The sequence below is a fragment of the Streptomyces sp. HSS9-12 genome (assembly GCF_054963655.1).
Map to the genome: position 1 here is coordinate 76167 of NZ_JBUEGC010000020.1, position 18057 is coordinate 94223.

At 70.5% G+C, this 18057-nt stretch carries 15 protein-coding genes; 5 read left to right on the plus strand and 10 right to left on the minus strand.

The annotated features are described in order from the left end of the window. Positions 1-77: 77 nt before the first annotated feature. The 5 genes from ACY34J_RS13330 to ACY34J_RS13350 form a co-directional block, all read right to left on the minus strand. A complete protein-coding gene (locus ACY34J_RS13330; protein ID WP_462726599.1) occupies positions 78-2393 on the minus strand; it encodes a SpoIIE family protein phosphatase in 2316 nt (771 codons plus the stop codon). A 47-nt stretch (positions 2394-2440) separates the two neighbouring features. After that, positions 2441-3121, minus strand: a complete 681-nt coding sequence (locus tag ACY34J_RS13335) for a class I SAM-dependent DNA methyltransferase (RefSeq protein ID WP_462726598.1) — start codon at positions 3119-3121, stop codon at positions 2441-2443. Between the two features lie 175 nt (positions 3122-3296). Then, the gene (fomD, locus tag ACY34J_RS13340; RefSeq protein ID WP_462726597.1) at positions 3297-4007 is read right to left on the minus strand and encodes a cytidylyl-2-hydroxypropylphosphonate hydrolase; all 711 of its coding nucleotides are present in this window, start codon (positions 4005-4007) and stop codon (positions 3297-3299) included. A gap of 167 nt (positions 4008-4174) precedes the next feature. Continuing rightward, positions 4175-5590: a class II fumarate hydratase gene (locus ACY34J_RS13345; RefSeq protein WP_462726596.1), complete on the minus strand. Its 1416-nt coding sequence runs from the start codon at positions 5588-5590 to the stop codon at positions 4175-4177. A gap of 291 nt (positions 5591-5881) precedes the next feature. Beyond that, a complete protein-coding gene (locus tag ACY34J_RS13350) occupies positions 5882-7582 on the minus strand; it encodes a fumarate hydratase (RefSeq protein ID WP_462726595.1) in 1701 nt (566 codons plus the stop codon). A gap of 278 nt (positions 7583-7860) precedes the next feature. On the opposite strand from ACY34J_RS13350, the gene ACY34J_RS13355 reads away from it, so the two are divergent. Then, complete coding sequence (locus ACY34J_RS13355; RefSeq protein ID WP_462726594.1) at positions 7861-8235, plus strand: WhiB family transcriptional regulator; 375 nt, start codon at positions 7861-7863, stop codon at positions 8233-8235. Positions 8236-8310: 75 nt separating this feature from the next. On the opposite strand, the gene glpX is transcribed toward ACY34J_RS13355, so the two are convergent. Continuing rightward, positions 8311-9342: a class II fructose-bisphosphatase gene (gene glpX, locus ACY34J_RS13360; RefSeq protein WP_462726593.1), complete on the minus strand. Its 1032-nt coding sequence runs from the start codon at positions 9340-9342 to the stop codon at positions 8311-8313. A gap of 234 nt (positions 9343-9576) precedes the next feature. Here glpX and ACY34J_RS13365 point away from each other — a divergent pair, with 234 nt between their 5' ends. Then, the gene (locus ACY34J_RS13365; RefSeq protein WP_462726672.1) at positions 9577-10092 is read left to right on the plus strand and encodes a DUF4245 domain-containing protein; all 516 of its coding nucleotides are present in this window, start codon (positions 9577-9579) and stop codon (positions 10090-10092) included. 190 nt (positions 10093-10282) lie between these two features. Here ACY34J_RS13365 and ACY34J_RS13370 read toward each other — a convergent pair whose 3' ends face one another. Together ACY34J_RS13370 and xseA are read right to left on the minus strand one after the other, a co-directional pair. Next, a complete protein-coding gene (locus ACY34J_RS13370) occupies positions 10283-10540 on the minus strand; it encodes an exodeoxyribonuclease VII small subunit (RefSeq protein WP_462726592.1) in 258 nt (85 codons plus the stop codon). A gap of 90 nt (positions 10541-10630) precedes the next feature. Beyond that, positions 10631-11839, minus strand: a complete 1209-nt coding sequence (gene xseA, locus ACY34J_RS13375) for an exodeoxyribonuclease VII large subunit (RefSeq protein WP_462726591.1) — start codon at positions 11837-11839, stop codon at positions 10631-10633. Between the two features lie 141 nt (positions 11840-11980). Here xseA and ACY34J_RS13380 point away from each other — a divergent pair, with 141 nt between their 5' ends. Together ACY34J_RS13380 and ppgK are read left to right on the plus strand one after the other, a co-directional pair. After that, the gene (locus ACY34J_RS13380; protein WP_462726590.1) at positions 11981-12961 is read left to right on the plus strand and encodes a 4-hydroxy-3-methylbut-2-enyl diphosphate reductase; all 981 of its coding nucleotides are present in this window, start codon (positions 11981-11983) and stop codon (positions 12959-12961) included. A 145-nt stretch (positions 12962-13106) separates the two neighbouring features. Beyond that, on the plus strand, positions 13107-13916 hold the full coding sequence (gene ppgK, locus ACY34J_RS13385; RefSeq protein WP_462726589.1) for a polyphosphate--glucose phosphotransferase: 810 nt from the start codon (positions 13107-13109) through the stop codon (positions 13914-13916). Between the two features lie 164 nt (positions 13917-14080). On the opposite strand, the gene ACY34J_RS13390 is transcribed toward ppgK, so the two are convergent. Next, complete coding sequence (locus ACY34J_RS13390) at positions 14081-14749, minus strand: DUF6542 domain-containing protein (protein WP_462726588.1); 669 nt, start codon at positions 14747-14749, stop codon at positions 14081-14083. Between the two features lie 244 nt (positions 14750-14993). Here ACY34J_RS13390 and ychF point away from each other — a divergent pair, with 244 nt between their 5' ends. Beyond that, positions 14994-16082, plus strand: coding sequence for a redox-regulated ATPase YchF (gene ychF, locus ACY34J_RS13395; protein WP_462726587.1), 1089 nt, complete (start codon positions 14994-14996; stop codon positions 16080-16082). A 620-nt stretch (positions 16083-16702) separates the two neighbouring features. On the opposite strand, the gene ACY34J_RS13400 is transcribed toward ychF, so the two are convergent. After that, positions 16703-18031: a PucR family transcriptional regulator gene (locus ACY34J_RS13400; protein ID WP_462726586.1), complete on the minus strand. Its 1329-nt coding sequence runs from the start codon at positions 18029-18031 to the stop codon at positions 16703-16705. Between the last annotated feature and the right edge of the window lie 26 nt (positions 18032-18057).

Sequence of the window (18057 nt, forward strand, 5' to 3'; positions counted from 1 at the left end):
TTGAAGCCCGTTATGCCACGCAATGGGGTTGAACCTGCCGACCGACTGTCGGTAACCGCCCCATCAGCCGTACGGCGCTACGTGCGGGTGGACTGCGCCAGTTCGAACCACACCACCTTGCCCGTACTCAGCCGCGTCGCACCCCACCGCCGCGCCAGCTTGTTCACCAGGTAGAGCCCGCGCCCGCCCTCGTCGGACGGGCGGGCCTGCCGCAGACGCGGCAGCTGCGGAACGTCGTCGCCGACCTCGCAGCGCAGCACCTCCGTCCGCAGCAGCCGCAGGGTGATCGGCCGCTCCGCGTAGCGCACGGCGTTGGTCACCACCTCGCTGACCAGCAGCTCGACGGAGTCGGACAGCTCCTCCAGGTCCCAGCGGGCCAGCGCTGTCCGGGCCAGCCGGCGCGCCTTGCCCGGGGTCTGCTCCTGCGGCTCCAGATGCCAGTACGCGACATCGCTCGGCGCGATCCCGTCGAAGCGGGCCGCCAGCAGGGCGATGTCGTCGTCCCGGTCGCCGGGGCCGAGCATGTCCAGCACCTCGTCGCACAGCGGCTCCAGCGGCGGCGGGTGGTCCAGGCCGGTCAGCCGGGCGGTCGCGGTCAGCTTCTCGCGCAGCTGCTCAATTCCCGTCCAGACATCCCGCAGCCGGGACTCCACGAGCCCGTCCGTGTAGAGCAGAAGCGTGGCCCCGGCGGGGGCGTCCAGCTCCACCGCCTCGAAGTCGACCCCGCCGACGCCGATCGGCGCACCCGGCGGTACGCGCAGCACCTCCGCCCGGCCGCCCAAGTGCAGCAGAACGGGCGGCGGATGCCCGGCGTTGGCCACCGTGATCCGGTGGGACACCGGGTCGTACACCGCGTACAGGCAGGTCGCCATGCGGTCGCTGCCGAGCCGCTGCGCCTGCTCGTCGAGGTGGTGCAGCACCTCCTGCGGCGGCAGGTCCAGCCCGGCGAGGGTCTGCGCGGTGGTGCGCAGCTGACCCATGATCGCGGCGGAGGTCATCGAATGCCCCATCACATCCCCGACCACCAGCGCCACCCTGCTGCCCGGCAGCGGGATCGCGTCGTACCAGTCGCCGCCGACGCGGGCCGTCTCGGCGGCCGGAAGATAGCGGCTGGCGAGCCGTACGCCCGTGGGCTGCGGCAGCGTCTCGGGCAGCATGCTGCGCTGGAGCGCGTCGGCGATATAGGCCTCGCGGCCGTACAGCACGGCCTTGTCCACGCCCAGCGCGGTGTGTGTGGCGAGCTGGGCCGCGACCAACAGGTCGTCCGGCTCGAAGGCGGGGCGGTCGGGCCGGCGCAGGAAAACGGCGGCGCCGATCACGCGGCGGCGGCCGCGCAGCGGAGCGAGGATGGCGCGGTACCCGCTCGGTATCTGGTGGCGCGGGCCGAGCAGCTCAGGCAGTGCGGCGCGGGCGGCCGCCGAATCGCCGAACACGGGCCGTACGCCGCGCAGCACTTCGGCCAGCGGACCACCCGCCCGCACCTCGGCCAGCTCGGCGGCCGGGTCCTCGGGCTGCACGGCGAGCGTGGGCAGCCGACCGCCATCGGTGTCCTGCTCCTCCGGGATGCGGTCGGTGCGGCGCAGCCGCAGGACGACCGGCCCGGTGGGCCGCTCGTCGCCGACCGGCAGCGGGTCGCGCAGATAGACCATGATCACATCCGCGAACGTCGGCACCGTGGCGCGGCAGAGCCCGAGCACGATCTCGTCGAGGTCGATACCGCGCGCGATACGGCGCGTTGCCGCCCCGACGAACCGCAGCCGGTCGCCGTCGTGGCTCCCGGCACCCGGCTCCGCGGGACGAACGGCCATGATCTGCTCGGCCGTGTCCGGTTCCGCGGCGGCCTGTGCGGCACCGCCGGCGGGCCGCGGCCGGGCGCCCCCCGCGCCGGCCTCTCCGCGCTGCGGGTGGATCCGGCGAGCGGTCTTGCCGCGCCCGCCCTGGCCCCCGTCCGCGGACTCGTCGGGCCCACGTTCCCCGCCGTTCCTCGGGCGGTCCGCGGGCCCCGGCTCGGCCGCGGGATGCGCCATACCCTCGGCCTCCGGCCCACCGCCGTCCTGCGGACGGCCGCGGCCGGCCGCGCCGAGGGCGGCGTTCACGTCCGTGTCGCGGCCCCCCGGGCAGGCCTGATGCGGTATGCCCGGCGTGGGGTCGGCAGCGTCGGACGCGGCGGTGACATACGGGCGAGCGCCCGGGGCGCGGGTACGTTCCCCCGGCCAGTGGGGCGGGCGCTGGCGCCCCGCGGGGTCCGTGGGGTCCGTGGCCTGCTGGATCGCCCGGCGCGGGTCATGCGGCGCGTCGTGCGCATCCTCGGGGGCCCGCTGGGGCTGGGCCGCGGCGGGCTTGGCAGGGCGAGCGGCCTGCCGGCCGTCGTGGGAGGTCGGGTACTCCGTCACGCGTAGGGTTCCATCCATCCGGGGCTGCGCGTCAGACGCATCGTTGGTCAGGCGTCGCGTCGTCGGCAGTGCAGGAACAGCTGGATCTCGGGGGGCACGTCCGTACTCATCGGGGCGTACGTGTACGCGTCCTCACCGGTGACCTCGAAGCCCGCATCGCGTACGACCCGGCGCAGTTCGTCCCGTAGGTAACCCGATACCCGGATCGTATGGCCCAGGAACGAAATCGGGATGTCATCCAGGTCCGCTTCCACCATGGACAGCGCCAGCAGCCCGCCGGGCCGCAGCACCCCGTGCAGCATCCGCAGCGCGTACGGGATCTCCGCGCGCGGCAGCATGAGCAGCGAGAAGAAGGCGGCGACACCGTCGAACCGGCCCAGCCCCTCGGGCCCGTCGGGCCGCAGATCCGCCAGGTCCCGCTGGTGGAACTCACCGCCTTGGACATGGTCGCGGGCGACCTTGACCATGGTGGCCGACAGGTCCACACCCACCACATGGTGTCCGGCCTCGGCGAGCTGACGGGAGGTCGGCAGGCCCGTGCCGCAGCCGAGATCCAGGACGCGCGAGCCCGCGGGGAGCGTGGTGGCCAGCCACCGGCCGGCTGTGAGCTGCCCTTCCTTGTGCGGGAACGCTTCGTCATAGCGGTCGCCGATCGCGTCGAATGCCTCGGCCTGTCCGGTACGGTCGATCCGTAACCGGTCGTACCCGTGGTAGCCCTCTCCGCTCACGGTCCACCCCTCCGGCTCTCAGTGACGTATGGTCAGAACGTATCTATTGTCGGGAGTTATGCTCTTTGCTCCCTCTGCGATGGTGCGTGTGGGACACAGTGCTGCGGAGGACGATCCTACGTTTCATGTCCAGGGGCGGATCAAGTGTCTCCCTGATGATGTTTTACATACCGCCTCAGGAAGCCAGCCGCGCCGGGGTGTGGTCCCAGTCGGCGGGCAGCTTGGGCACGGTCCAGGACGGGTCCGGGCGCCAGGACTCCCAGCCGTCACTGAACGGCGGGCCCCAGGCGCGGATCAGCTCGACGGCGGTCCGGCCCGCGGCGCGCACCCGCTCCGCCTGCGCGGCGCCGATCAGCCCTACGCGCTGGGCCTGCGCGAACTCGTCCTCGTCCTTCCACTCCCAGCTGCGGTCGGGGTAGACGGCGATGTCCAGAAAGTGATCCTCGGAGTCGACACCGCGTGCCCACCGCCGGCGCGGCTCCTCCAGGTTTACGTACCAGTTCTTGAACCGCCAGCCGCGATCCCAGAACAGCCAGACCGACCAGGGTTCGCCGGGCCGGGCCAGCTTGAGCACCCCCGTGCCGAACCAGAGCGAACGGATCGTGGAGCGCGGCTTGGTGTAGCGGGTGGCCAGCGGCTCCCGGTGTACGGGAGTGCCGTCGCGCAGGACGGGCTTCACACAGGTGGTGCCGGGAGCCATCCACACCGCGAGCAGGTCGGCGCTGTCCTGGACGACGGTCACGGGGCGGCAGATGTGGATGGGGCGGTTGTGACCTGGCGCGCCATTGCCGCGATAGCGCCAGAGGATGTGGTCCCCTGGCGCCCAGGTCCGCCCCGCGCGATCGTCAGGGCCGGCTTCCCCCGTGCTCGTCGTCTCGGCTGTCATGTGCAGATCCTAGTGCCGCGTCAGCCAGGGTTTGCCCCGCTCGCCGCCCTGGCACGGCCATCTGCTGCGTTGCCCGATCGGTAGGCCCACCACGAGGCCGATCCGGCGCCTTGCAGCTGACCGCACCAGGTCACCTCGCTACCGGGCAAACCCCGGCTGACGCGGCACTAGTCGTGGGCCTGCCCCGGACGGGTCATGCGCAGGACGTCCAGGGCCTCGTCCAGCTGCTCCAGCGTCAGATCGCCCCGCTCGACATACCCGGACTCCAGGACGGCTTCGCGGATCGTCTTGCGCTCGGCCAGCGATTTCTTCGCGACCTTCGCCGCCTCCTCGTACCCGATGTACTTGTTCAGCGGGGTGACGATGGCCGGGGAGGATTCCGCGTACTCCCGCGCGCGCTCGACATTCGCCGTGATCCCGTCGATCGTCCGGTCCGCCAGCAGGCGCGAGACGGCTGCCAGCAGCCGGATCGACTCCAGCAGATTCTTGGCGATCACCGGGAGCATCACATTGAGCTCGAAGTTGCCGGAGGCGCCGGCCGTGGCGATCGTCGTGTCATTGCCCGCGACCTGGGCGGCGACCATCAGGGTCGCCTCCGGAATCACCGGATTGACCTTGCCCGGCATGATCGACGACCCGGGCTGGAGGTCGGGAAGGTTGATCTCGGCCAGCCCGGTGCGCGGGCCGGAGGCCATCCAGCGCAGATCGTTCGCGATCTTCGTCAGCCCGACCGCGATCGTACGGAGCTGGCCCGAGGTCTCCACCAGGCTGTCCCGCGCGCCCTGCGCCTCGAAGTGGTTGCGTGCCTCGGTCAGCGGCAGCCCGGTCGCACGGGCCACTTCGGCGATGACCGCGGCGGCGAAGCCGGGCGGGGTGTTGATGCCGGTGCCCACCGCCGTGCCCCCGAGCGGCAGTTCGGCCAGTCGCGGCAGCACGGCGCCCAGCCGCTCGACGCCGTAGCGCACCTGCGCCGCGTAGCCGCTGAACTCCTGGCCCAGCGTGACGGGCGTGGCGTCCATCAGGTGGGTACGGCCTGCCTTGACCACATCCGCGAACTCGGTGGCCTTGCGCGCCAGGGCCTGTTCCAGGTGCTCCAGCGCCGGGATCAGATCGCGGATCACCGCCGCGGTCGCCGCGATGTGAATGGAGGACGGGAAGACGTCGTTGGAGGACTGACTGGCGTTCACATGGTCGTTGGGATGCACGGGGGAGCGCAGCCGCTCGCCGGCGAGCGTGGCGATGACTTCGTTGACGTTCATATTGGAGGACGTGCCGGAACCGGTCTGGAAGACATCCACCGGGAAGTGCTCGTCCCAGTGACCCTCCGCGACCTCCGTCGCCGCCTCCTGGATCGCTTCCGCGAGCTCCTTGTCCAGGACGCCCAGTTCCGCGTTGACCTTCGCCGCCGCGGCCTTGATGCGGGCCAGCGCCTCGATATGGGCGCGCTCCAGCCGCTGCCCGGAGATGGGGAAGTTCTCCACCGCCCGCTGGGTCTGCGCCCGCCACTTGGCGTCCGCCGGCACCCGTACCTCGCCCATCGAATCGCGCTCGGTCCGGTAGGTCTCGCCACCCTCGGCCTGCATCTCACACACCTCCTGGGATCCACAGCGTCTCTCCGGTCCACAGTGTTCCCATCCCGCCCTCCTTGCCAGGAGGCGCCGCGGTGACACCTGCGGTCTTCCCGGGGACAGCCCGCCTGGCCCCGGAGAACCGGGGAGGCGCATCCCCAGGCCGGCTGATAGTGCTGATAAGCCGTTAGAGGTTGGCGCCCAATGCGCACCCGCCCAATCCACTTACCGGCGCCGATGTAGCCGTGGTGCTCATGCCCGCGCCCCCACCAGCGAGGCCCGAGGGGGCGCGCGGGGCCCAGCGGGTCAGTCAGCCGGGCGGACGGGGATGCTCGTCACGAACGGCTGGGCCGGGCCCGGATCGGTGAAGAAGTCGTTGCCCTTGTCGTCGACCACGATGAACGCCGGGAAGTCCTCCACCTCGATCTTCCAGACGGCCTCCATACCCAGCTCCTCGTACTCCAGGACCTCCACCTTCTTGATGCAGTCCTGGGCGAGGCGGGCGGCCGGGCCGCCGATCGAGCCGAGGTAGAAGCCGCCGTGCTTGGCGCAGGCGTCGGTGACCTGCTTGGAGCGGTTCCCCTTGGCCAGCATGATCTTCGAGCCGCCGGCGGCCTGGAACTGCTCGACGTACGCGTCCATGCGGCCGGCCGTCGTCGGGCCGAAGGAGCCGGAGGCGTAGCCCTCGGGGGTCTTGGCCGGGCCTGCGTAGTACACCGGGTGGTTCTTCAGGTACTCCGGCATCTCCTCGCCCGCGTCCAACCGCTCCTTGATCTTCGCGTGCGCGATGTCGCGGGCGACGACCAGCGTGCCGGTCAGGGAGAGCCGGGTCTTGACCGGGTGCTTGGTCAGCTCGGCCAGGATGTCGTCCATCGGCTGGTTGAGGTCGATCTTCACGGGGTCGCCCGCGGCGGAGCCGCTATCGGACGCTGTGGCGCCCGCGCCCTTGGTGAGCTCCTCGTCGGTGGTGTCCGGGAGGTACTTCGCGGGGTCGGTCTCCAGCTGCTCCAGGAAGACGCCCTCCGCGGTGATCTTCGCGACGGCCTGCCGGTCGGCGGAGCAGGAGACCGCGATGGCGACCGGGCAGGAGGCGCCGTGGCGGGGCAGCCGCACCACGCGCACGTCGTGGCAGAAGTACTTGCCGCCGAACTGCGCGCCGATGCCGATCTTCTGCGTGAGCTCGAAGACCTTCTCCTCCAGTTCCTTGTCGCGGAAGCCGTGGCCGGTCGGGGAGCCTTCGGCCGGCAGCTCGTCCAGGTAGTGCGCGGAGGCATACTTGGCGGTCTTCAGCGCGTACTCGGCGGAGGTGCCGCCGACGACGATCGCCAGGTGGTACGGCGGGCAGGCGGCCGTACCGAGCGAGCGGATCTTCTCCTCCAGGAACTTCATCATGGAGGCCTCGTTCAGGACGGCCTTGGTCTCCTGGAAGAGGAAGGACTTGTTCGCCGAGCCGCCGCCCTTGGCCATGAAGAGGAACTTGTACGCGTCGCCGTCGGTCGCGTACAGCTCGATCTGCGCGGGCAGGTTCGAGCCGGTGTTCCTCTCCTCCCACATGGTCAGCGGGGCCATCTGCGAGTAGCGCAGATTGAGCTGGGTGTACGCGTCGTAGACGCCGCGGGAGAGCGCCTCCTCGTCCCGGCCCGAAGTGAGGACGTTCTGGCCGCGCTTGCCCATGACGATCGCGGTGCCGGTGTCCTGGCACATCGGCAGCACACCCGCCGCGGCGATGTTCGCGTTCTTCAGCAGGTCGAGCGCGACGAAGCGGTCGTTGGGGGAGGCCTCGGGGTCGTCGAGGATCTTCCGCAGCTGGGCCAGGTGGGCCGGGCGCAGATAGTGGGAGATGTCGTGCATCGCCTCGGCCGCCAGCTTGCGCAGCGCCTCCGGCTCGACCTTGAGGAAGGTGCGCCCGTCGGCCTCGAAGGTGCTCACGCCCTCGGAGGTCACCAGCCGGTACGGGGTGGTGTCCTCTCCCAGGGGCAGCAGGTCCGTGTAGGCAAACTCGGGCATAAGGGCCATTCCTCACTTGGCAGACGGCATCGGCTGCGTCTTGACAGCCCGTCCAGATTAGAACGGCGCCGCGGGGCGGGCCCTGTGAGGTAGGGCTCACCTGGGCCACCCGACGGCTGACGCCACACCCTCCGCATACGAATGCGTACGCTCGGCATGAAGCGGCGCCGAGCGGGTATGGCTGCTGCATCGTCTCCCGTACGGCATGGGGGTGCGTCGTACGCGGGGGGAGACGGGCAAGGGTGACTCTTCAGCGAAGCCGTCGTCAGGAGTAGACCGTGCTGCAACCGCCGCATCAGCCCCTGCAGGCCGCCGCCGTACCGCCGCAGCGCATGTCCGCCCGTGAGGAGGCGGGTCCGTGGCACTCGGAAGCGGTGTGCCGCAGGGACGAGGCCGGCCTGTTCTTTGCGCCTTCCAAGGAACCGACGGCCGCGCGGCTGTCCCGCGAGGCGGCAGCCAAGCGGGTCTGCGCCCGCTGCCCGGTCATGGTCGAGTGCCGGGAGCACGCCCTGCTGCAGCCGGAGCCGTACGGTGTGTGGGGCGGACTCACCGCGGCCGAGCGCCGTGTGGTGCTGGCCCGCCGCCGGAGGCGCGAGATGGAATTGAAGAAGGCTGCTCGCTCGGCCGTCTCGCATATAGCCGCAGCAGGATGAACGTCATCGGAAGGGGCGCCCCGCCATGGGGCGCCCCTTCGGGTTGTCGCTGCTCGCTGTCGGCGTGCGCGCGTGTCAGCGGGCGCGCTCGAAGTCGATGGCGCTGTAGGCGCGCAGCTTCGACAGCCGGTGGGTGGAGTCGATCTGCCGGATCGTGCCGGACTTGGAGCGCATGACCAGCGACTGGGTGGTCGCGGTCTCCGCGCGGTAGCGCACGCCGCGCAGCAGCTCGCCGTCGGTGATACCGGTCGCGACGAAGAACACGTTGTCGCCGCTGACCAGGTCGCCTGTGTGCAGAACGCGGTCGAGGTCGTGGCCCGCGTCGAGCGCGCGCTGCTTCTCCTCCTCGTCCTTCGGCCACAGCTTGCCCTGGATCGTGCCGCCGAGGCACTTGATCGCACAGGCCGCGATGATGCCCTCCGGGGTGCCGCCGATGCCCATCAGCATGTCGACACCGGTGCTCTCCCGCGCGGCCATGATCGCGCCGGCGACGTCGCCGTCGGAGATGAACTTGATCCGGGCCCCCGTCTCGCGGATCTCCTTGACGATGTCCGCGTGGCGGGGGCGGTCCAGGATGACGACCGTGACGTCCTCGGGGGAGCTGTGCTTGGCCTTGGCCACCCGGCGGATGTTCACCGACACCGGCGCGTCGATGTCGACGAAGTCGGCGGCCTCAGGGCCGGTGACCAGCTTGTCCATGTAGAAGACCGCGGACGGGTCGAACATGGTGCCGCGGTCGGCGGCCGCCAGCACGGCGACGGCGTTCGGCATGCCTTTCGCGGTGAGCGTGGTCCCGTCGATGGGGTCCACGGCGATGTCGCACTCGGCACCGGTGCCGTCGCCCACGCGCTCGCCGTTGAACAGCATCGGCGCCTCGTCCTTCTCACCCTCGCCGATCACGACGATGCCGTTCATCGACACGGTGTGGACCAGGGTCCGCATGGCCTTGACGGCGGCACCGTCCGCACCGTTCTTGTCCCCCCGGCCGACCCACCGGCCGGCGGCCATCGCGGCGGCCTCGGTGACCCGGACGAGCTCCAGGGCGAGGTTGCGGTCAGGGTGCTCGGGGCTGACCTCGAGTTGGGACGGCAGGTGGTGCTCGGTCATCGGAGCGCACCTTTCTGTACGACGACGGCCGGGATGAGGAGCGTGCTTGTGCGATGGGCAGGACCTGCGGAGTCAGCCGCGAGGGTCGCCGCCTGCTAAGCACAGTATCCGCTGACCGGCAAAGTGAGCAGAGCGCCTCACGCATGAGCAGTGTCATGGGCCGGTCGGAAGTGGTGCCCGGGGGTGCCCGAATCGCCCGACCGGCGATAGGGGACGATGGGGGGCGTGGCAAGTATGCGCGGTAAGCAGACGGTGCGGGACATGGTGCTGTCGATGGCGGTGATCGGCGCCTTCTCGGCGGTGATCTACATGTTCATCCCGCACGACGGGCCCCAGGACCCGGTGAAGCCGGTCGGCTACAAGGTGGAGCTGGACACAGCCCGCCGCGCCGCTCCGTACCCGGTCGCCGCCCCGGTGGGGCTGCCGAACCGGTGGCGGGCCACCTCGGTCCGGTACGACGGCACCGGCGAGCTGGGTGCCCAGTGGCACCTGGGCTTCATGGACCCGAAGAACGAGTACGTGGCCGTCGAGCAGAGCGACGGCACCCCGGCCAAGTTCATCGAGGCCGTCAGCCTGGGCGCCAGGAAGACGGGCGCGACGCAGCGCATCGGCGATGTGGCCTGGGAGCGTTACGACGGCGAGAAGTACGACGCGCTGGTGCGCACGGAGCGCGGGGTGACGACGGTGGTCACGGGCACCGCGCCGTACGACCGGCTTGCGACGATGGCCGCCGCGCTCAAGGCCTCCTAGCTCGTAGAGCTGCTGCGGAGGCCCGGTGAGCGGGCGGCCACCGTGGCTGTGCCCCCTACGTCCGGGGCGGTGCGGCCCCGTAACGGTGCGGCCCCGTAACGGTGCGGCCCCGTAACGGTGCGGCCCCGTAACGGTGCGGCCCCGTACGTCCGGGGCGGTGCGCCGACACATCAGCGAATGGTTCCCCGGGTCAGTCCTCGGCGCTGGACGGCTCGCTGTCGTCCGGCTCCCGCGACTCCGCGGCGAGCGCCGCGTCCAGCCGCTTCCGCGCACCGTCCAGCCAGTGGCGGCACACCCTCGCCAGCTCCTCGCCCCGCTCCCACAGGGCGAGCGACTCCTCCAGCGTTGTGCCGCCCGCCTCCAGGCGACGGACGACCTCGATCAGCTCGTCCCGCGCCTGCTCGTAGCCGAGGGTCGAGTCGGCGGACTTCTCGTCCGTATCCGTCATGTGCTCCAGCCTAGGTGTGAGTGACGACAACGACGTTGCGGCCGCATGGCACGCGCGCGGTGCTCCGGCGCTTGGGGCTCACCGGTGCGTTCAGGGCACGACCCGCACCGCGAACTTCCCTCGCGCGACGCGCGCGCGCAGCTTCTCCTCGGCCGCGACCTCGTCCGGCGAGCGGACCACTGTGCCGTCCGCCCGCTGCAGCACCGCGTATCCCCGCTCCAGCGTCGCCGCGGGGGACAGCGCGACAACCCGGGCCCGGGTGTGGGACAGCTCCGAGTCCGCATGGTCCAGCAGATGCCCCAGCGTCCGGCGGCTTCGGTCGAGGAGTGAAGCGATCTGGTCCTCCCGCTCCTCGACCATGCGGTGCGGATGCTCCATGCACGGCCGGTGACAGGCGGCCGCCAGTCCCCGCTCCTCGCGGTCCAGCAGCCCGGTGACCGACCGCAGGGCCCGCTCCCGCAGCTGCTGGATCCGGGACAGCTCCTCACCGACGTCCGGCACGACCTTCTTCGCCGCGTCGGTCGGGGTGGAGGCCCGAACATCCGCGACCAGGTCCAGCAGCGGGGAGTCCGGCTCGTGTCCGATGGCCGACACCACGGGCGTACGGCAGGAGGCCACGGTCCGTACCAACTGCTCGTCGGAGAACGGCAGCAGGTCCTCGACGCTGCCGCCGCCGCGCGCCACCACGATCACATCAACGTCCGGATGCGTGTCCAGGTCCTTGACCGCCGCGATGACCTGCGGCACGGCCCGCACGCCCTGCACGGCGACGTTGCGCACCTCGAAGCGGACGGCCGGCCAGCGCAGCCGCGCGTTCTCCAGCACATCGCGCTCGGCGGCCGAGGCGCGGCCGCAGACGAGGCCGATGAGCTGCGGAAGGAAGGGGAGCCGGCGCTTGCGCTCCAGTGCGAACAGCCCCTCGGCGGCCAGCGACCGCTTGAGCTGCTCCAGCCGGGCCAGCAGCTCACCGACGCCGACCGGTCTGATCTCCGCCGCGCGCAGCGACAACTGGCCGCGCGGTGCGTACCACTCGGGCTTGGCGTGCACGACGACGCGCGCGCCCTCGGACACGATGTCCGCCACCTTGTCGAACACCGAGCGGAAGCAGGTGACGGAGAGCGAGATGTCGTACGACGGGTCGCGCAGGGTCAGGAACACCACGCCGGCTCCGGGCCGCCGCGACAGCTGCGTGATCTGCCCCTCGACCCATACGGCGCCGAGCCGGTCGATCCATCCGCCGATCAGCCGGGAGACCTCGCCGACGGGAATCGGCGAGTCCGCCGAGGTGCTGAGAGCCATGCGGCGAGCGTATCCGCTGGGACCGACAGGCGGCCCTGACGCTGTTCCGGTCCGCCATCGTCCCTCCTCGCCACGCTCTGTCCCGGTCTGGGCCAGGGATGCGATCTTTCAAGGCCGTGCCACGGCCTTACGATGGTGCCCATGACTGCTACGCCAGCCCGCCGCGTCCTGCTCGCTGCCCCCCGGGGCTACTGCGCGGGCGTTGACCGAGCCGTGATTGCCGTCGAGAAGGCCCTTGAGCAGTACGGCGCGCCGGTCTATGTGCGCAAGGAGATCGTCCACAACAAGTACGTCGTGCAGACCCTGGAGAAGAAGGGCGCGATCTTCGTCGAGGAGACGGAGGAAGTGCCCGAGGGCAACATCGTCATCTTCTCCGCACACGGCGTCGCCCCGGTGGTGCACGAGGAGGCCGAACAGCGGAGGCTCGCGACGATCGACGCCACCTGTCCGCTGGTCACCAAGGTCCACAAGGAAGCCATCCGCTTCGCCAAGGAGGACTACGACATCCTCCTCATCGGTCACGAGGGCCACGAGGAGGTCATCGGCACCAGCGGCGAGGCCCCCGAGCACATCACGCTCGTGGACGGACCGGAGGATGTGCAGAACGTGCGGGTCCGGGACGAGTCGAAGGTCGTGTGGCTGTCCCAGACCACGCTGTCGGTCGACGAGACGATGGAGACGGTGGACGCCCTCAAGGAGCGCTTCCCGCGGCTCGTCAGCCCGCCCAGCGACGACATCTGCTACGCCACGCAGAACCGCCAGATCGCGGTCAAGCAGATGGGCGCCGAGGCCGACCTGGTCATCGTCGTCGGCTCCAAGAACTCCTCGAACTCCAAGCGCCTGGTCGAGGTCGCGCTCGGCGCGGGCGCCAAGGACGCTCACCTGATCGACTTCGCCGACGAGATCGACGAGGCCTGGCTGGAGGGCGTGAGCACGGTCGGCGTGACCTCCGGCGCCTCGGTCCCGGAGATCCTCGTGCAGGGCGTGCTGGAGTGGCTCGCGGAGCGCGGGTACGCAGACGTCGAGACGGTGACGGCGGCGGAGGAGAGCATCACCTTCTCGCTGCCGAAGGAGCTGCGCCGCGACTTGCGAGCGGAGGCGGCGCGCGCGGCCGAGAAGTAACGAGAGGTAAGCCGCACCGAGCAGCCGTACGAGCAGCCGTACGAGCAGCCCTGCGAGTCTCCGTATGAGTCGCCGTACGAGGAGGGCCGGGCAAAGGGCAGCCGTCACTGCTGCCCAAGTCGCCGTAGCCTCGTAGCGTTGTTGCATGGATGTTTCCACGGGCGATTCGACGGTTCTGTTCGGCGTGGACATTGGCGGGACCGGGATCAAGGGCGCCCCGGTCGACCTCGACCGGGGTGACCTGGCCGCCGAACGGTTCAAGGTCCCGACCCCGCACCCGTCGAAACCGGAGGCGGTGGTCGACCGCGTCCATCAGGTCGTCGAGCACTTCGACTGGACGGGCCCGGTCGGCGTGACCTTCCCCGGTGTGGTCATGGGCGGTAAGACCCTCTCGGCCGCGAACGTGGACCGCAGCTGGATCGGCTGCGACGCGGAGAGCCTGCTCGGCGAGCGGCTTGGCCTGCCCGTGACCGTGCTCAACGACGCGGACGCCGCCGGGATCGCCGAGATGTCCTTCGGCGCCGGCCGCGGCCGCGAGGGCACGGTGATCGTGCTGACCTTCGGGACCGGCATCGGCAGCGCGATCTTCACGGGCGGGCGGCTCGTTCCCAACACCGAACTCGGCCACCTGGAACTGGACGGGCACGACGCCGAGAAGCGCGCCTCGGCCAAGGCCAAGGAGGATGAGGGCCTGACCTGGGCGCACTGGGCGCGCCGGGTGCGGAAGTACCTCGCGCACGTGGAGATGCTCTTCTCGCCCGAGCTGTTCATCATCGGCGGTGGGGTGAGCCGCAAGGCCCACAAGTTCCTGCCGCTGATAGAGGGCATCAGGGCCGAGATGGTGCCGGCCCAGCTGCAGAACAACGCGGGCATCGTGGGCGCCGCGATGGCGACGGTACGGCGGCAGCAGGGGCAGCTCCGCCAGGTGCACCGGGAACCGGGGCTGGTCCGTTAGACGCGGAGCGCGGGCAACTGCGGTGCGGGCAGCGGCGGTGCGGGCAGCGGCGGTGCGGGCAGCGGCGGTGCGGGCAGCGGCGGCGCGGGCAGGCGCGCCTGGAGCCGGGAGCGGCCCGGGGGCGCTGTTTGTGCGGGTTCGCTCGGCTGCCGGGCCTGGTCCCTTCAGACGCGCTGAACGCCCTGCTCCGATTCCTGCGCGGCCCGCTGGACGGCTTGCCGTGCGGCCTTGTCGCTGATCATCAGCACCTTGCGGCCCACCACCACCAGGACCGCCACGAGCGTCCCCCCGTACAGCCAGCCCGCATGCAGCGCCAGCTGTGTGAACATGCCCACCACCTGGCTGCCGAACCCGCCCGAGCCGCAGCCGACCGGCAGCAGCCCCATGGCGAACGCGATGGGCGCGCTGATCGGCGCGGTGACCAGATCGCTGGGGCGCACCCACAGCGCGCAGGTCGCGCACACCACCAGGAAAGGCAGACCGTACGCGGTCGGGGAGCCGTCTACGAGCAACAAGTCCACGGTGCCGACGGCGAGCATCGCGACGATGGCGAGCAGCCCGCAGCCCAGCGCGGTCAGCCGCGGGCCGGGCACCCGCTGCAGCCGTCGCAGGGGGGCCGGCGTCGGGGGCAGCGGGCCGCGGCCGCCGGCGCGGTAGACCGCCGCGGTCTCCCCGTCGAGCCTGGAGCCGGGCCGCGGGCCCTCGGGCGCGTGCTGTACGGCCTCGCTGCGCGGTGCGCCGCCGCCCGCTACAGCTGCGGGAGACCGCGGCGGGGAGCGACGCGGCTTGCGCTGGGGGATACGCGTCCTGGGACGCGAGCTGGGCTGCTCCACGCGACCAACGTAGGTCGGGAGCGCAGCGGAATCCGGCGATGGACACGCCGTTTGGCCCACCTTGATGGTGTGTTCGACTGATAGTCGGCCCATAGTTCGACACGTATGGGCGCGCATGATCACCGCGCGATAGCAGGGGTGACCGCATCAGCGTGGGCCCGGCACGCCGCCCCGTAGACTGGATGACTGGTCCCCGGCCGGGACCGTAGCCCTTTCAAACATTCTCGCTACGGGAAGTCGCCACGTGTCGCTCACGATCGGAATCGTCGGTCTGCCGAATGTCGGCAAGTCGACCCTGTTCAACGCCCTGACCAAGAACGACGTGCCGGCGGCCAACTACCCGTTCGCCACCATCGACCCCCACGTGGGCGTCGTCGGCCTCCCCGACCCGCGCCTGAACAAGCTCGCCGAGCTCTTCGGCTCGGAGCGCACGGTCCCCGCCACCGTCAACTTCGTGGACATCGCGGGCCTGGTGCGCGGCGCCTCCGAGGGCGAGGGCCTGGGCAACAAGTTCCTGGCGAACATCCGGGAGGCCGATGCGATCTGCCAGGTCATCCGGGCCTTCAAGGACGAGAACGTCGTCCACGTCGACGGCAAGGTCTCGCCCAAGGACGACATCGAGACGATCAACACCGAGCTGATCCTGGCCGACCTGCAGTCCATCGAGAAGGCCCTCCCGCGCCTGACGAAGGAAGTCCGCATCCGGAAGGACAAGGCCCCGGTCCTCGCCGCCGTCGAAGCGGCCAAGGAGATCCTGGAGGAGGGCCGCACCCTCTTCTCGGCCGGCATCACCAAGGACACCGAGCAGGGCCGGCTGCTGCACGATCTGTTCCTGCTCACCACCAAGCCCTTCCTGTACGTCTTCAACGTCGACGAGGAGGAGCTGACCGACGAGGCCTTCAAGAACGAGCAGTCCGCACTCGTCGCCCCGGCTGAGGCGATCTTCCTCAACGCGAAGATCGAATCCGAGCTGATCGAGCTGGAGGACGACGAGGCGCTGGAGCTCCTGCAGTCCATGGGCCAGGAGGAGCCGGGCCTCGCCACGCTCGCCCGCGTCGGCTTCGAGACCCTCGGCCTGCAGACGTACCTCACGGCGGGCCCGAAGGAGGCCCGCGCCTGGACCATCAAGAAGGGCGCGACGGCCCCGGAGGCGGCCGGTGTGATCCACACCGACTTCCAGAAGGGCTTCATCAAGGCCGAGATCGTCCACTACCAGGACCTCCTCGAATGCGGCTCGATCCCGGAGGCCCGCGCCAAGGGCAAGGCCCGCATGGAGGGCAAGGACTACGTGATGCAGGACGGCGACGTGGTGGAGTTCCGCTTCAACGTTTAGTGGCCGCCCTAGCATCGACGCGATGATCTGGCAAATGCGCAGGTCAGACGGGGTTGGTCCCCTTCGGGGCCGGCCCCGTCGCTGTACCCGCCGCTGGATCCGTGCTGGATTTGCTGACGTCTCGTCATCTGTCGTCATCCCTGGCTATCCGCACCATTGCTGGATCGACGCTGGATCAAGGTGACGGGTCGTCAGATATATCGGGGTATCCGGCCTGCTGGCCCTGGCCCTGGTGAGTCTTTTCGGCCGCCCGGTCGATCCGCCGAACCCGCCTCCGCTCGTCGCACCGGCTTCAAGCGCGTCGGCGGTGCGTCCTTCCGGGGACGGCAAGTCCGCGACCGGTGGCGGTGTTCGTGCCAGTACTCCGGGGCCGACCGACAGCCGCGCTTCGGTGCAGCTTCAGACCCAGGACGAGGCTGTACGAGGGAAACGACAGCGCTGTCCCCCGCGACCGGGCCCGTCTTCACCTCCTGGTGGCAGAGCCGTCGTACCCGTGACGGCGCGAGGCTTTGTGGTGGACGTCCCTCGGCTCCTGTTCCCGCTCCGTTCGCCCCGCGGACCCCGGCACCGCCTGCCCCGCGTCCCTGAGGGAATGCGCTGTCTCCACGACCTCGCAGCCGTCACCGGCCGGATGCGGAGGCCGGTCCTCTTGGGGGCCGCGGAGTTGTGGGCGGGACGGAAGTGAGGACGGCCCGGCCCAGCCAATGGCAGGCCAGGAGGGCGACTTCGATGCTGAGCCGGTTGTCCGACACCGCGGTGCCGAGCTCGTTCTGGGCCTTCCGGACACGGTATTTGACGGTGTTGGGATGCAGGTTCAGGCGTTCGGACGCGGCTTTGTGGCTCGATCCGCTGCCGAGGAAGACGTGGAGGGTCTCCCTGAGGCGCGCGGCGTTCTCGGTGTCGGCGGCCAGGGGGCCGAGCGATTCGACCACCCAGTGCCTGGCCTTCTCGACGTCCTTCGCCAGCAGAGCGACCAGAGCGAGCCCCGGCTCGTCGGAGAACGTGACACGCAGGGGACGCGGCCTGCGCAGCACGGCGACCTCGTGCGCGGTTCTGGCGTTCTCATGACAGGCGCGGAAGCCGTGGGGGCCGCGAGCGGGAAGCCCCACCGCGACGGACAGGCCGTCGGCTCGGCCCGTGATGTGTTGGACGATGAGGGAGCGGTCGACCGCCGTCCGGTCGCCGAGAGGGATCCAGGCCCAGCCGGAGAGGCGGTCCACGGCGACGAACAGCGGAGGGCGGTGGGCGTTCACGACCCCGGCCAGGTCGTGGGCCGCGCGCTCCAGACCGTCGAGGTTCCGGTTGGCGCCGGGGCCCTCGGGGAACCAGAGGATCACGGCCAGGTGGTACTGCCCCAAGGAGTAGCCCAGGCCGATGTCCGAGGGCGGGACCGGGGAGCTGTCGCGGCGGAGGAGTTCCCGCACCCGGACCGCGCGCATGCTGCCGACGGCCTGCCAGCGGTTGCGTTCCTGCTCGTACGCGTCGACGACCTGCTGGGAGATCCAGTCGATGTAAGCGGAGGCGACGGTGAACGTGCGGCGCGCCACCGCGAGTCTCAGTTCCGGGGCCAGTCCTGCCGCGGTGATCTCGGTGAGGGCGCTGTCGAGGAATGTGGTCTGCCCGAGTCGGTAGGCGCGTACAAGTGCGTTGACGGGGACGCCGTGCTGGGCCAGCCGCCGTGCGTACTCCATCGCCGCCGCCGGAGCCTCCAGACGCTCGGTGGCGATGTCGTGCTGCAAGGTGTGCAGGATCGTTTCCACGTTGCCCTGAATGCTGGCGGTCAGTAGTTCCAGGAGCCGGGAATCCGTGCGCAGCTCCGGGATTCTGTCCTTGAGTACGTCCTTGATCCTGCTGGTTTCTGCCAGGAGCCGGCCGTTGAGTTCCGCGGCGACGGCGGCGACCCAACGGTCCACCACATCGTCGTCGGCCCCGTGGGGATTTGTTTCCACCCAACGAGCGTAGCCACCGCGCTCGC